8 protein-coding genes are annotated in these 15,506 nt (G+C 48.0%); 6 read left to right on the top strand and 2 right to left on the bottom strand.

Annotated elements, in window-relative coordinates; all coding sequences use genetic code 11:
• The first annotated feature begins 4 nt into the window (after positions 1-4).
• From ACEW9O_RS11180 to ACEW9O_RS11170, 3 genes are all read left to right on the top strand, one after another.
• Positions 5-826, top strand: a complete 822-nt coding sequence (locus tag ACEW9O_RS11180; RefSeq protein WP_373550246.1) for an alpha/beta hydrolase — start codon at positions 5-7, stop codon at positions 824-826.
• 96 nt (positions 827-922) lie between these two features.
• Complete coding sequence (locus ACEW9O_RS11175) at positions 923-2,230, top strand: DUF3472 domain-containing protein (protein WP_373550245.1); 1,308 nt, start codon at positions 923-925, stop codon at positions 2,228-2,230.
• A gap of 105 nt (positions 2,231-2,335) precedes the next feature.
• A complete protein-coding gene (locus tag ACEW9O_RS11170; RefSeq protein ID WP_373550244.1) occupies positions 2,336-3,919 on the top strand; it encodes a sulfatase-like hydrolase/transferase in 1,584 nt (527 codons plus the stop codon).
• A gap of 1 nt (position 3,920) precedes the next feature.
• On the opposite strand, the gene ACEW9O_RS11165 is transcribed toward ACEW9O_RS11170, so the two are convergent.
• The gene (locus ACEW9O_RS11165) at positions 3,921-6,140 is read right to left on the bottom strand and encodes a DUF6851 domain-containing protein (protein WP_373550243.1); all 2,220 of its coding nucleotides are present in this window, start codon (positions 6,138-6,140) and stop codon (positions 3,921-3,923) included.
• A gap of 45 nt (positions 6,141-6,185) precedes the next feature.
• Between ACEW9O_RS11165 and ACEW9O_RS11160 the strand changes: the two genes are divergently transcribed.
• Positions 6,186-7,064 carry an endonuclease/exonuclease/phosphatase family protein gene (locus ACEW9O_RS11160; protein WP_373550242.1) on the top strand — a complete coding sequence of 293 codons (879 nt, stop codon included), beginning with the start codon at positions 6,186-6,188 and terminating at the stop codon, positions 7,062-7,064.
• Positions 7,065-7,124: 60 nt separating this feature from the next.
• Here the strand turns inward: ACEW9O_RS11160 and ACEW9O_RS11155 are convergent, their stop codons facing one another.
• On the bottom strand, positions 7,125-7,760 hold the full coding sequence (locus ACEW9O_RS11155) for an LON peptidase substrate-binding domain-containing protein (protein ID WP_373550241.1): 636 nt from the start codon (positions 7,758-7,760) through the stop codon (positions 7,125-7,127).
• 370 nt (positions 7,761-8,130) lie between these two features.
• Between ACEW9O_RS11155 and ACEW9O_RS11150 the strand changes: the two genes are divergently transcribed.
• Together ACEW9O_RS11150 and ACEW9O_RS11145 are read left to right on the top strand one after the other, a co-directional pair.
• Positions 8,131-13,743 (top strand): MG2 domain-containing protein, encoded by a 5,613-nt coding sequence (locus ACEW9O_RS11150; protein WP_373550240.1) that lies wholly within the window; start codon positions 8,131-8,133, stop codon positions 13,741-13,743.
• Positions 13,744-13,992: 249 nt separating this feature from the next.
• A complete protein-coding gene (locus tag ACEW9O_RS11145; RefSeq protein ID WP_373550239.1) occupies positions 13,993-15,486 on the top strand; it encodes an aminotransferase class V-fold PLP-dependent enzyme in 1,494 nt (497 codons plus the stop codon).
• Positions 15,487-15,506: the final 20 nt, after the last annotated feature.

The raw sequence follows: 15,506 nt of genomic DNA, 5'->3' as shown, positions 1-15,506 counted from the left end.
TCACATGAAATATCTACTGGTTATTCTGTTTTCACTGTTTGTTTTGAGCAAAGCCATTGCTCAAAAAGCAGCATTCATGCTCGGGCATGTAGATACGCTGTATTCCAAAATCCTGAGTGAGAAAAGAGTGTTAAACATCTATTTACCCAGTGGTTATTCGCCAGATTCCGCATACACTTATCCAGTGATTTACCTACTTGATGGCGGTGCAGACGAAGATTTTATCCACATCGCTGGCTTGTTGCAATTTGCCAGTTTTCCCTGGGTTGAACATTTATCACCCTCCATTTTAGTGGGCATTGCCAATACCGATCGCAAGCGGGATTTTACTTACCCGGCTGCGCCTGGTTTCAAGTTTCCAGCCGAGTTGGCGACGTATCAAAGCGCCTACCACAATGCAGGTGGTTCGGCACATTTTATTGACTTTGTAGAAAAAGAATTGCAGCCCTATATCGATCAGCAATACAAGACCAATGCTGAAAAAACTTTGATTGGGCAATCCCTGGCTGGGTTAATGGCCGCGGAATTCTTGCTAAAGAAGCCACAATTATTCAATAAATACATCATCATGAGTCCAAGTTTGTGGTGGGACAATGAATCCTTGTTAAAGCTACCACTCAATCAACCCAATCCTGGCACCAAAGTATACATAGCAGTGGGCAAAGAAGGGAGGAGAATGGAAAACGATGCCCGCGACTTGGCAAAATTGCTCCAAAAAAGCCAAAAGCTTCCCAACTTACTTTTTGAATTTTTACCCGAGGAAAATCATGGGACGATATTGCACCCCGCTGTAGGCCGAGCGTTTAAATGGATGAAACGGAATTGATTTTTACAACTTGTATCCGCATTTGAAGCAATAGTTTAACTTTGATCAAGCGTTAACCAAATACCAAAAGCGATGGTGCCTACCAAACATTTGACCATGTTCCAATACTTCTTCTTTTGCCTCTGTTTTTTCTTGAGTTGTACTACCTCCCAAATAAGCTCCGAAGCTCCAGAACCCATCCCCCAAACCCATGATGCCAATCGACAAATCATCCCCATCGGTGGCAATGCCTGGGTGAGCAACGGAGGTAAAATCAGCAAAACTGGCCTGGAAGATTGGACGAGCCCAGCGACTATCTGCACTGTTTATGTCCGCTTCACCCAAGCTGGCAAACTCAAGTTGTCCCTCCTACTCAACGCTCAAAACAGCCAGAGCAAAATCAAAGTCAGCCTTTTGGGCAAAAGTAAAACCATCAGTGCCGATGGGGCTGGTGAGAAAGAATTTTTTGCCGGCGAATGGAGTATTGCAAAAGCTGGATATGTGGTCATAGAAATCCAGGGAGTAAGCAAAACCGGAGCGAGCTTTGGCTCCCTATCCAATGTAGCCATCAGCGGCACGGCCCTCACCCCCGAGCTCAGTTTTGTACAGAACAACCAGGACAACTATTTTTACTGGGGCCGCCGGGGCCCATCGGTACACCTGAATTACAACACCGATGGAATGGACAAGATCGAGTGGTTTTACAGCGAAATCACCGTGCCCACTGGCAACGATGTGATTGGTTCTTACTTTATGGCCAATGGTTTTGCCGAAGGTTATTTTGGCTTCCAGGTCAATTCGACTCAAGAACGTCGGGTGTTGTTCTCCGTCTGGAGCCCATTTCAAACCGACAATCCCAATTCCATTCCCGCCGATCAAAAAATCATCATGGCTCGAAAGGGAGAAGGTGTTTATACTGGTGAATTTGGCAACGAAGGCGCGGGTGGCCAGAGTTATTTGAAATACACCTGGAAAGCAGGCAATACTTATCAATTTTTGCTCCAGGGCAAACCCATCGAGCAAAACTACACACAATACACCGCCTATTTCTTTGCACCTGAAGAAAACCAATGGCGCCTGATCGCGAGTTTCAAACGGCCCAAAACTTCTACTTATCTCAAACGCCTCCATTCCTTTTTGGAAAACTTTGTCCCTGAAACGGGCAACACCACCCGCATGGCCTTGTACGGCAATCAATGGGTGCTGGATGCAAATGGCCAATGGACGGAGCTAAACCGGATGAAATTCACCGGTGATCAAACCGCGCGGAAAAACTTCCGCAAAGACTACGCCGGAGGGCTGAGTCAAGGGCAGTTTTTTTTGAAAAACTGTGGGTTTTTTAGCGATTTTGTGGGGCTGGATCAGCAGTTTACGCGGCCATTCGCTGCGAAAAAACCGGTGATAGATTTCGCTAAATTGCCCTAATTAAACAGCATCCCCAAAAACAAACCTGAAAAAGCAGTACAAAACAGTTCTAAGTGGCTTATGGATCTAGACCTTAATTTCTAACACACGCTAAAACCTGTATCCGTGACTGCTAAAATACTGTTCCTGCTTTGTTTGTTGTGCACCACAATTTCCCTTTTCGCTCAACGCAACGTCATCCTAATCATTGCTGATGACCTGGGCAGTGATTATTGTGGGTTTTATGAAAACCATGTTGATACAGCCAAAATGCCCAATATCCGTCGGCTGCTGGCACGGGGTGTACGTTTTCGCAATGCCTGGTCAAATCCCCTCTGCTCCCCTACTCGGGCTGGAATTTTAACCGGGCGGTACAGTTTTCGGACTGGAGTAGGTACTGCAGTGGGTGGTAGTTCACCCGTATTGGACACCTCCGAAATCACCATCCCTAAACTGTTGAACAAATATGCTCCCGGAGGCTACGCCAAAGCCAACGTTGGCAAATGGCACTTACAAAATCCGGTGCCCGCCAATTATTTATTGCCCAATAAAATGGGGTATGATCACTACGAAGGCAATTTGGCCGGGGGAGTAACCAGTTACACCAATTGGACCAAGGTAAAAAATGGTGTTGCCAGCAATGTAACTACTTATGCCACCACGGAAACCACCAATAATGCCATTACCTGGGTAAAAAACCAGGGCAATAAACCCTTTTTCTTGTGGCTGGCCTACAATGCGCCCCACACGCCACACCATTTGCCTCCAAATAATTTACACTCATCCAGCAATTTGAGCGGAACTGCCGCGCATATTGCAGCTAACCCTGAATCCTATTTTAAAGCTGCGGTGGAAGCCTTGGATCACGAGATTGGTCGCCTTTTTGATAGCCTGCAAAAGCTCAATCTATGGGACAACACCGACATCATTTTTATTGGTGACAATGGCGACGATCCTACCGTCGCCCAACGCTCGGGTGGCAATAAGGGCAGCATTGCACAAGGTGGAGTGAGTGTACCTTTCATCATCGCCGGGCCCTCGGTCAACAACCCGGGGCGAGTCAGTGACGCATTGGTCAGCACCCAGGATTTGTTTGCTACCATCCTCGAACTGCTAGGGCACAACAACTGGGCTGCTCAAATTCCGAGCAATAAACCCGTGGATAGCAAAAGTATCGTCCCGATTCTCAAAAATCAAAGCAGCAGCATCCGCAGCTGGATTTTTACAGAAGTGTTCCGCACGCCCAGCGTGGCTGCCGACGGCAAAGCCATGCGCAATGTGGAGTACAAATTGCTGGATTTGGACAATGGCACTCAAGCGTTTTACCACTTGGCTAGCGATCCTTACGAAACGAATGACCTACTCGAAAAGCCCTTAGATGCCATTGCCCAAAGCAATTACAATACATTGTGTGCCGAGATGAGTAATCTGGTGGGCAAAGGTGGATTTTGCAGTTTGACTACGGCTACCCTAGAACCCCTTGTAAAAGCAGATCCTTTGGAGATTTATCCCAATCCCGTTACAGACTATTTCAACATCAAAAATACAACTCCAGATGCTTCCTATCAAATATGGAACATTAACGGACAGATATTGTATCAAGGGAACAACATCACCCGAGTGAACATAAGCAGCTGGCCAGCTGGCGTTTATTCCCTGGCAATATTGCGAGCGCAGCAAAAGCAGATTGTTCGTTTTGTGAAAAAATAATTTACTCCAAAATCACTACCTTCTTCGTTAGCTGTTCCCCATCACCAGTAATGCGCAAATAGTACACACCCGGCCTTAAACGACCTCCTTCATGCAGTGAAAAACCCGCTTGAAACTGATCCACATTCATCTGCCAAGTTCTGAGTTTTGCCCCCTGCTGATTGATCAACTCAAATTGTAGGGCGGGATGAGTGGTAGGTAGTTCCAGTTTAATTTGGCTGGTGCTGCTTGAAATTGGGTTGGGATAAACTTTGACCGCCATATTTTGAAAATCAGACAAACCGTCTCGCGTTGGAGTACTGGTTTTGCTGAAATATTGCTCCCCAAAGGCAAAAGCGTCTTTGCCAATTTTTTCTCCAATTATCCGGCCAGGAATATCATCTGCGGGTGGGTGAATGCCTCCCCAAATGCGTGACAAGCTCGACTGATCGGAAGCGTCCCGGTAAGTGGCCCATTGCAGGATGACATCTATACTGGGGCCTTCTTCAAATTTGAGGTATTCGTTCTTTTTGGCTACAAACTCACCCATCCCCCCCGGAAAATAAGCGTCACCAGTCAACATCGTGAGCACTTCCGCTCCCGTGCGGGAGAAAGTGGAATGCCCGGAAATCAGGCCAGCAAAAGGAGGTGAAACAAAAGTAGGTCGTTGGTAAGGCCACCAGCCTTCTGCCAAAATCCAGCCAACTCCAGCATAAGTCGTTGCGGGGTTAGAGATATAGTTGGGTCCACGCCAGGCACGCACTTTGACTTTGCCCAAATCACCGCCTTTTGCCCAGCTGAGGGTGTCCGCAGGTTGTACAGTTTCAATCAAGCCAGGTACCAATTGCATTCCCTGCGCCGAAAAATGACTGAGCTTATTGTCACTGGATTGCCCTTTGGTGCCCATGTACCGAATGGCGCTGACTGGGCGCACATAGTCGTACCAACCTTTGATGCCCCAGGCTGTGACGGCGGCATCGTGCATGGCACCACCCAGGATAAAATACGTTTTGACATCCCATTCCAGAGAAGTGAGTTCTTCGCCCTGGCCTTTGAATTTACGTTGGTGCGCTGGGTGGTCGGCTACGTAATTGGCGATGGAAAACCAGTGACCGGGAGGAGTTTCCGAATTGGGACCATCGGCCCAAAACTCCGCCAATACTCGGGTGTAATCCCCACGCGGCACCATTTGCGGCGCATAGGGTTTTCCAGTAGCGGGGTTCAATTGGTGCCCTGATTGGGTCACACCTCCCTGGCCGATATTGTAAAATGCCATGTATTCTTCAAAGGTTTTAGGCAAAGTACTTGTATTGCCAATACCCGCTGGCGAAACATCCCAAAGCACCCCATCGGTGGGGTCAAGGTGGGCTGACCAACAAGAGACCAAATCAAAATTCCATTGATAAGCGTCACTAGTGCCAGTTCCGTCCGGGCTCAATTGGGGCGGAGTTCCAGGGTCGTGGTACACCCAATATTGGTTGTTGTCACGGGTGAAAATTTTTAAGTCCTGGCCTTTTAAGGAAAAAGGCACCACTCGCCCCCATTCCGGTGATAAAAACAAAGGTGTATTGATCGGAATGACATTCCCGGACTGGTCGATAAATACATCCAGGGAAAGGGGTTGCCAACGGTTGGGGTTTTCCATGTTGTTGCCCAACAGCTTGGTCAACAAAGGTGAATTTACCGGTTTATAAAAAGTATTGCCGTAACTATTGCGCTCATTAGAGCCATCCTGCAGGCCAAAGGCAATGAGTTGTTCGGCAATGTAATTGCCCAGTGCTGCAGCAGTTCCATTACTGTAATTGGTGGAGGTAAAACTGCCATCATAACCTAAGGCTACAAACAAACTATCGATGTAAGGCAAACTTTTGCTCGCACCAGGCGATCCCTTAAAACGATGATTCAGTAGGCGATACATAGCATAACTAATGGCTTCTTCTCTTGCAGTCTGGATGTTCAAGGGTGTTGGAACTCCATTAAAAGGGCAAGTATAAGTGCCCAGTTTTTTACCCAAAAAGAAGGTTTGGACCGAAGGGTCGTAGGCAGCCCAGGCATCGTACATGGCCACGGAAGTGTGAAAAAGATTGCGCGCATGAACTGTAGGGCGCGCAAAATCGTTGCGAATGGCCAGCAAAGTCGCTTCATTCCATTTTCGGGCGACTGAATGCTGGGCAAGGGATTGGTTGGCTGAACCAAGGAATAAGCCAAAGAACAGGAAAAAGTGTAGAGTGCCTTGTCGCATGGGAATGGTGTTTTATCTTGTGGCAAATAACTAAAAAAAACCGAGATGATCCAAAGAATTACGCATATGGCCAAAGTCGGAATTGTTTTTTGGCTATGCTTGTGCTTCAATCACATTTTACCTGCCCAGACTTTGCAAGTCATGACTTTTAACATCCGTTACAATACCGCTCAAGATGGTGAAAACCAGTGGTCGAAACGCAAAGAAAACCTGGCCAGTATGTTGCCTTTTTACGAGGTCGACATTTGTGGCATGCAAGAAGCCCTCGTCGGTCAAATCAGGGATGTAGTCAATGCTCAACCGCAATATACTTACTTGGGCGTAGGCCGGGATGATGGCAAAGAAGGTGGTGAATTTTCACCCATTTTGTACCGCAAAGACAAATTTGAAGTACTCAGCAGCGCTACCCTCTGGTTGAGCGAAACGCCCGATGTGCCCAGCAAGGGTTGGGATGCCAACCTGAATCGAATTGTTACCTGGGCAAAATTTAAGGATAAAAAAAGCAAAAAGGTTTTTTTCGTCTTCAATACTCATTACGACCACATCGGCAAAATTGCCCGGCGGGAAAGTTCAAAATTACTGCTACAGAAAGTTAAAGAAATTGCGGGAAACACGCCTACCATCATCACGGGAGACTTCAATGCCACGCCCGATGATGAGCCCATCAAAGTATTGATAGATGAAAGCAATCCCGATAAGTTAACGGATACTGAAAAAATATCCCTCAGCCCCCATTTTGGCCCCTACAGCACCTTCAATGGTTTTCAAGCCCAGGAGCAGGAGGGGCGACACATCGATTACATTTTCACCAAAAATCCGGGTAAATTCAAGGTGCTCAAACATGCAACTTTGACCAACACCTGGGGTGGAAGGTTTGCTTCGGATCACCATGCGGTGATGGTGGTGCTGGGTATGGTAAAATAACCATATCCTTTTGTGTCCCGCAAAAAAGGGGATTTTCGGATCAATGAAAGACAATTTCCATCACATCGGCGGCTTCAAATCCTTGTAATGCCCATTCAACAGCGCCCTTTGTTGCAAATTCCGCATCTCGCGTACCATCGGCAAAAACTGCTCCAGGTGGCTGATCAAAAAAGTTTGGCGTTCTTTTTCCGTTTGCAGGGTCAACAATTCGTATTCCTGCTCGGTCGACATTCCCGTATGGTGGGCCACATCAAAGGTGATGAAATCGCTGGGGCCGTCTGGAAGTGGTTTGTCGATGTTCAATAGATCGAACAATTCAATGAGATGACTTAGAATATTTTCATTCAAAGTCCAGTCAAACTCACGATCCGTTTCAAGCCGAACGATGGTCGCACCCGCATACAATTTACCTGGGATGGGATTGATAAATTGCTCCGTGCGGTACACGCCTAACCCCTTGGTTTTGATGTCCATCGCTCCGCCCTCATGGCGTTTTTCGATACTCAGCAATTGAATTTCGGTACCAAAGGGCATGACCCTATCGTTCAGAAAAGTGGGGATACCAAAAGTTACCCCATTTTCCTCACTCTCTTTGATGAGTTGACGGTACCGGGGTTCAAAAATATGTAGGTTCAGATTTTCGTTAGGATATACGACAATCTGCAGCGGAAATTGTGGCAACAAAACAAAATCCATACTGCTTTTATTTTTTAGTTGACTTATTAAAAAAAATATATGTAACCTTTGTTTGAAATCCTCGTATATCAACCTAAATTGAACGAGTGTTCAGAGAGCGCAATGGCGGAAAAACTCAAAAAGCCTGTTTACTGCACATGCAAAAATACAAACGTGAACTAAGCCCAATAGTTGCAATTTTAGGAAGGAGAAAAAATAAGTTACCGATTTTAGCAAAGTTATTTTGAGTTTAGTCAACTATCTTTTGAGGCGAATAGCAAGCCTATTTAACGAAAAAGATAGGAAGAATAAGCTCAAAAGAACGAAGTTAAAATGGTAAATTATTTTTTCTCCTTCCTAAATCCTATAAAAACCATTTTAACAACTTGCCATGTTTAAGCTCAACACCAAAGCCCTGCGGCCACTTGTTTTCGGAACAAGTGTGGTTATCCTTTTTTTAGCCCTATTGAGTACAGGATGCCGAAAAAGTCGCGAGGTTAGTACCCTTTCCGCCGAAAACCCTTTTGTATACGCCTATACATCAGGAGTCATTTCAAAAACAGACCCGATCCGAGTACGTTTTGCTCAAAATGTCGCTCAACCTGATGAAATTGGCAAAGAGGCACCCGCTGTTTTGTCGATTTCTCCCAATGTAAAAGGTACACTGACCTGGGAAAATGCCAACACCCTGCGTTTGGAGCCCAATCAGGAACTCAGTTCCGGCACCACTTACGACGTTACGGTGAATGTAAAACAAGTCATCAAAGATGCCAAAGGTGAAAACGCCAATTTTACCTTCCAATTCCACACCCGTGAGCAACACTACCAGGTTGAACTGGAAGGTATGCGCTCGGCCAGCACGACCGATTACAGCAAACAAACCTTGAAAGGAGCGGTCTATACCTCCGATGTGGCCACCACTGCTGAGGTAGAACAAATGCTCGACGCCACTCAAAATGGCAACGACCTCAAGGTGGATTGGAAACATTCCGGTGACCAATTGGTGCACTACTTTACCGTAAAGTCGGTCAATCGCGGCCAGCAGCCCTCGGAAGTTAAATTGGCTTACGACGGCAATTCCATTGGGGTCAAAGAGGACAAATCCGAAACCTACAAAATTCCTGCGGTTGGCAAATTTACAGTCATGGATGCGGAGGCCATCCAATTGCCCGAGCAATACATCCGCATTGTGTTTTCTGATCCACTGGAAAAATCCCAAAACCTCGATGGTTTGGTCAGCATTGACGAATACGAAGGAACCCTACGTTACATCATTGAAGACAACACTGTACGTGTTTATCCTGATCAAACCCTCAATGGCGAATACCGGGTCAGAGTGACTACTGGTGTAAAAAACACTAAAGGCAGTACTTTTTCCGAAACCACCGTTTGGGATGTCACTTTTGAAGAAATCAAACCAGGGGTAAAACTGGTGGGTCAAGGGGTGATTTTGCCCAATTCCGAAGGGCTGATGTTCCCCTTTGAATCCGTTGGCCTCAAAGCTGTAGACATTGAAATTTTCAAAATTTACAACAACAACATCCTCCAGTTTTTGCAAGACAACCCACTGGATGGTGAATACGACTTATTTAAAGTAGGTCGGGTGATATTGCAGAAAAAAGTAAATCTTTCGACCCTTAGCCCCAATGCCAAGGCCGGTCGTTGGTCGCGTTACGCCATTGATTTGGGCAAATTGATCAAAGCCGACGAACAGGCCATTTATCAGGTGCGCATCGGTTTCCGCCCGGAATACGCAGCCATTGCCTGTATGGCCGAGGCTTCCACGGGCAATGCCGAGCTCGGCGGCGATCCTTTCTCCCGTGTGGGTGAAGACGAAGACGAGCCCCTCGAAAGCATCATGGACAATTATTACGGCTACGATGGTTATTTTGAAGACTACGATTGGGACAACCGCGATAACGCTTGTGCTCGCGAATATTACAACGCTGATCATTTTGTACAGCGCAACGTCATTTCTTCCAACCTGGGCTTGATTGCCAAAAAAGGTGGCAACCGCAAACTCATGGTCATCGTGAGTGATTTGCGCAGCACCGATCCGATTAGTGGCGCACAAGTTGAAGTGTATGACCGCCAAAATCAGCCCATTGGCAAAGGCAGCAGCAATGGTGATGGCATCGCCGATGTGGCGTACAAAGGCCGGCCTTTTGTAGCCATCGTCACCCACAATGGTCAACGCGGTTACGTTCGCCTGGAAGATGGAGAGTCTCTTTCACTGAGCAAGTTTGACGTCGATGGTTCCGTAACTCAAAAAGGACTGAAAGGTTATTTGTACGGCGAAAGAGGCGTTTGGCGTCCTGGCGATTCGGTTTTCCTCAATTTTATGATCGAAGACCGCGAAAAACGCCTGCCCGAAAGTTACCCCATCACCATGGAATTGTACAATGCACGGGGACAATTGCAGGAAAAACGCACCACTTCCAAAACGATAGGTGGCATTTATCCGCTCTATTTCGCAACCCGGCCTGATGCACCAACGGGCAACTGGCGTGTAAAAGTAAAAGCTGGTGGGGCCATTTTTGAAAAAATCCTCAAGATTGAAACCGTCAAGCCCAACCGCATTCGCATCGACCTAAATACCGGCGCTGAGAATGAACTGTACGCCACTGACGGCAAAATGAGCGCCGAATTGCAGGCCGATTGGTTGACTGGATCAGCGGCCAGTGGTTTGAAAGCAGTGGTGGAGGTGCAACTACGCGAGTCCAGCACCAGTTTTGCCAAATACCCTAGCTTCGACTTCGATGATCCAGCACGTAAACTGACCAAAACAGAGCCAAAGGTCATTTTTGACAATGTATTGGATGCCGCTGGCCACGCTAAAGTCAGCGCGACCTTATTGGAAGCAGACTTGGCGCCGGGCATGTTGAGCGCTTCTTTTCAAACGCGCGTGTTTGAAAAAGGCGGCGATTTCAGCACCGACAACATGACGGTAAAATACTCTCCCTACAACAGCTACGTGGGGCTGGAGATTCCTCGCAACAAATACGGTGAGCCACAATTTGAAGTGGGCAAAAACAATACCATCGGCCTGGTCAACGTGGACAAAAATGGCAAACCCCTCACCAATCGCCGCTTATCCATTGGTTTGTACAAAGTAGAATGGCGCTGGTGGTGGGATCAATACCAGGAAAATGAAGCAAACTACAACTCTGGCGAGCACGTTGGTGCGGTAAAAACCGCAGCAGTCACGACCAATGCCAAGGGTGAAGCTTCCTGGAATTTTAAAACCGACACCTGGGGCCGCTACATGGTCCGCATCTGTGATACCGAAAGTGGACACTGCACGGGTGGTTTTGTGTACATCGGTACACCTTGGTACGAAGGGGACGAAATGGATGACAGTTTCCGCGAAGCTGCAGCGATGTTGAGCTTCCGCTCCGACAAAGAAAAATACAATGTAGGTGAGTCCGTGACATTGACCATTCCTGGTGGAAAAAATGGCCGGGTATTGGTGTCGCTGGAAACGGGCACTAAAATCCTACAAACGTTCTGGGTTAAATCGGTAGAAGGGGAAAACAAAATCACCTTCAAAACTACGCCGGACATGTCTCCAACAGTTTATGCCAACGTAGCACTGATACAGCCGCACGGACAGGTCGAGAACGACTTGCCGATTCGTTTATATGGGATCACCCCAATTCAGATTGAAGACGCGGAAACCATCCTGACTCCAACCATCGAATGCCCGGCTGAATTCCGGCCTGAAACTACGGTGAGTATAGAAGTGGCTGAAAAAGCAGGTAAGGCAATGGCCTATAGTTTGGCGATTGTAGATGAAGGGTTATTGGGCTTGACGCGCTTTAAAACGCCCGATCCCCATGCAGCTTTCTATGCGCGTGAAGCCTTGGGCGTACAAACCTGGGACATTTACGACAAGGTGCTTGGCGCTTATGCCGGAGAACTGGAAAGCATTCTCAGCATTGGGGGTGACGGGGCCATCGATCCTAGTGCCTTGAACAACACTGCCAATCGTTTCAAACCGATGGTCGTTTGCCAAGGACCTTTCCAATTGGCCAAAGGCCGCAGCAACAAACATCAAATCAAAATACCCAACTACATCGGTGCCGTACGAGTGATGGTGGTGGCCGCTCAAGACCATGCCTACGGCTCGGCCGGCAAAAGTGTGCCCGTCCGCAATCCGCTGATGGTGCGCAGTACCCTACCCCGAGTGATTTCGCCGGGTGATCAATTTGAGTTACCCGTCAACGTATTTGTGACCGACGCCAAAATCACCAATGTGCAGGTAAAAGTAAGCGAAAGCAGTGGTTTGGTTACCGTAGAAGACGGAGATCAAAGCATGAGTTTCAGCCGCAACAACTCGGATCAGATTACGGGCTTTAAGATCAAAGTGAAGGATAAAATTGGCATCGCCAAATTCAAAATTGTCGCTACGGGTGGCGGAGCTTCTTCTTCGGAGGAAATCGAAATTGATGTGCGCAATCCGAACCCATACCAAACCAAAGTCTTCGCAGAAGTGGTTGAAGTGGGCAAATCCTGGGAACAACCCCTCGAAATATTTGGTACAGCCGGTACGCGTAGTGCAACGCTGGAAGTATCCAATGTACCACCACTCAACCTGGGTGAACGTTTGGGTTACCTCCTCTCCTACCCTTATGGCTGTATTGAACAAGTCACTTCGTCGGCTTTCCCGCAATTGTTCGTCAGCAACATGATGGAACTGAATGAGGAGCGTCAAAAACAAGTATCCGAAAACATCAAAGCGGCCATCGAGCGCATCAAAGGTTTCCAGACCAACGAAGGTGGCTTTACTTACTGGCCACGCGGCAGTGGTACGCCCGATCATTGGTCGACCAGCTATGTGGGGCATTTCCTAGTAGAAGCCAAAGCGAAAGGTTACGATGTGCCCCAAAACATGCTCAAAGACTGGGTGAAATTCCAGAAAAAAGTGGCGCGGATGTGGGATTCCAAACTGCCCGATTATGGTTTCTGGAGCAATGACGGCCATGAACTGAGCCAGGCTTATCGCTTGTACACCCTGGCCCTGGCGGGTGAAGCTGACATGGCTTCGATGAACCGCTTGCGCGAAAATCCAAAGCTTACCCTGAGTGCTCGTTGGCGTTTGGCAGCTGCTTATGCATTGGCAGGCAAAGCTGAAGTGGCCAAAGAGTTGGTTCAAAGTCAGGCGACTGAGGTACCCGAATACACTGAATTGAGCTACACCTACGGCTCAGGTATGCGCGACCGTGCGATGATCCTCGAAACGCTGGTGCTGCTCAAGGATATGAAAAAGGCTGGAGCACTGGTGCAATACATCTCCAAAGGACTGAGCAGCCAAAGCTGGTATTCTACCCAAACTGTCGCCTACAGCCTCATGGCCGTATCCAAATACCTGGGCGATGACAAGGCGACGCAGGCCTTCAGCTTCAGTTATTCACTCAGTGGAGGAAGCGCTACATCGGCCAACTCCAAAAACGCGTTGATGCAAATCAACTTGCCAACTGGAGGAAGCAATACCTTGATGGTGAAAAACACCAGCAAGGCCAAACTCTTCGTGCGGGTGATGCAAAAAGGTCAACCTACCGCCGGGCAGGAAACGCCCCAAGCGAATGACTTAAAAATCAACGTAGTGTATACCGACATGGCGGGCAAAGTGCTGGATCCGGCTAGTTTGTCCCAAGGCAAGGACTTCATCGCTGAAGTGCGGGTGAATCACCCGAACTCTCGCCCGATACCTTACATGGAATTGGCCTTGAATCAAACCTTCCCCTCCGGCTGGGAAATTTCCAACAGCCGCATGACGGACATCGAAAGTACTTCCTCATCAGGCTACGACTACCAAGATATTCGGGATGATCGGGTGAACACCTTCTTCGACTTGGGCCAAAGCCAAAACAAAACCTTCAAGGTGCGGCTGAATGCGGCTTACCCTGGACGGTATTATTTGCCTGCGGTGTCTTGTGCAGCGATGTACGATAACTCGATTAGTGCAAATACGAAGGGAATGTGGGTGACGGTGAGTAAGTGAGGAGTGAATAGTGAAAAGTGAAAAGCAATTGGCAATCAATGTCCTGGGATGTTGGTTGCCAATTGTTTTTTTCGCCTGAAATCTGTATAGCTTAGGTGCCTCTCTAGTGCCTAAGGTTTCTTAGGTGGTGAATAAAGCATACATCAAATCCATACACTTTTAATAAAAATTTTCCCCCTCCCACATCCCACCCTTTTTGTATTTTTGCACCCAAAATCACCCCAGCTACTCATCAAAACCAAATAAGCCATGCAAAGCCCAACCATGCTTGCTTCATTGGAAGCTTACTTCCAGACCTTCCGCAAAAACGTCATTGGTGCGAATCAGAAATTCCAGAGTCCTTACGGCGAAAAAAGCATCATTTACGCCGACTGGACGGCCAGTGGCCGGCTTTACCAACCCATCGAAGACATTCTGACCCACGATATAGCCCCATTTGTAGGCAATACCCATACCGAAACCACCATTACCGGTAGCGCCATGACCCAAGCCTACCATCAGGCCAAGGCCATCATCAAATCTTACGTTGGCGCACAAACCTCGGATGTATTGATTTCCTCCAACTCGGGTATGACCGGGGTAGTTAATAAATTCCAACGCATTCTGGGGCTAAAAGTCCACGAGCGGCATCAGCACATGGTCAAATTGCCCGAGCACCAGCGCCCGATTGTGTTCATCAGCCACATGGAGCACCACTCCAATCAAACCAGTTGGTTGGAAACCCTGGTCGATCTGGAGGTCATTGCCCCAACTGCGGATGGTTTGGTAGATTTGGATAACCTGGAGGCTATGCTGCGACGTTACGCCAACCGTGAAACCAAAATCGCGGCGGTAACCTCCTGTTCCAATGTCACCGGCTTATTTACCCCCTACCACGAGATCGCTAAAATCATGCACCAGCACGGCGGACTTTGTTTTGTCGACTTTGCCTGCTCCGCCCCCTACATTGACATCAACATGCGCCCGGAAGACCCACTGGAGCACCTGGACGCGATTTTCTTTTCCCCCCACAAGTTTTTGGGTGGCCCTGGCTCGACGGGTATTCTGATTTTTGACGCCAAACTGTACAAAAACCGCATTCCCGACAACCCCGGTGGTGGCACCGTGGATTGGACCAATCCCTGGGGAGGCCACAAATACATCGAAGAGATTGAAGCACGGGAAGATGGTGGCACACCCGCCTTCCTACAAACCATGCGGGTAGCCCTCTGTATGCAGCTCAAGGCCCAAATGGGCGTAGAAAACATCCTCCAACGTGAGCATGAACTGCTCGATCTCATTTGGGATCGCCTGGAAGCCATTCCCAACCTGCACATTCTGGCGCACGGGCACCACGATCGTTTGGGGGTGATTTCCTTTTACATCGAGGGTTTGCACTACAACCTGGGTGTACGTGTCCTTAACGACCGTTTTGGCATCCAGGTTCGGGGTGGCTGTTCCTGCGCAGGTACTTACGGGCATTACCTGCTCGAAGTTTCCCGTGATCACTCCCGCTCCATTACCGATAAAATCAATATTGGTGATCTGACCCAAAAACCAGGTTGGATTCGCATGTCGATTCACCCGGTGATGAGTGATGCCGAAGTAAAGTACATTGTGAGCGCGATCGAACAATTGGCGCAGGAGCATAAGACCTGGGCCGCGGATTATGTGTACAATGTACATACCAATGAGTTTCAGCATCAGAGCAACCTCAATGTGGAAGAGGAGTTGGTGAATCAATGGTTTAGCAAATTAATTTAAGTTGAGGGGTTGAGGAGGTT

The sequence above is a fragment of the Haliscomenobacter sp. genome, from assembly GCF_041740695.1.
Lineage (GTDB): Bacteria > Bacteroidota > Bacteroidia > Chitinophagales > Saprospiraceae > Haliscomenobacter.
Note: the sequence above shows the minus strand (reverse complement) of the source record. Positions and strands in the feature narration are given on the sequence as shown.

Coding starts and splice junctions, on each gene's coding strand:
- ACEW9O_RS11180 (WP_373550246.1), top strand. CDS start 5: ATGAAATATCTACTGGTTATTCTGTTTTCACTGTTTGTTTTGAGCAAA.
- ACEW9O_RS11175 (WP_373550245.1), top strand. CDS start 923: ATGTTCCAATACTTCTTCTTTTGCCTCTGTTTTTTCTTGAGTTGTACT.
- ACEW9O_RS11165 (WP_373550243.1), bottom strand. CDS start 6,140: ATGCGACAAGGCACTCTACACTTTTTCCTGTTCTTTGGCTTATTCCTT.
- ACEW9O_RS11160 (WP_373550242.1), top strand. CDS start 6,186: ATGATCCAAAGAATTACGCATATGGCCAAAGTCGGAATTGTTTTTTGG.
- ACEW9O_RS11155 (WP_373550241.1), bottom strand. CDS start 7,760: ATGGATTTTGTTTTGTTGCCACAATTTCCGCTGCAGATTGTCGTATAT.
- ACEW9O_RS11150 (WP_373550240.1), top strand. CDS start 8,131: ATGTTTAAGCTCAACACCAAAGCCCTGCGGCCACTTGTTTTCGGAACA.
- ACEW9O_RS11145 (WP_373550239.1), top strand. CDS start 13,993: ATGCAAAGCCCAACCATGCTTGCTTCATTGGAAGCTTACTTCCAGACC.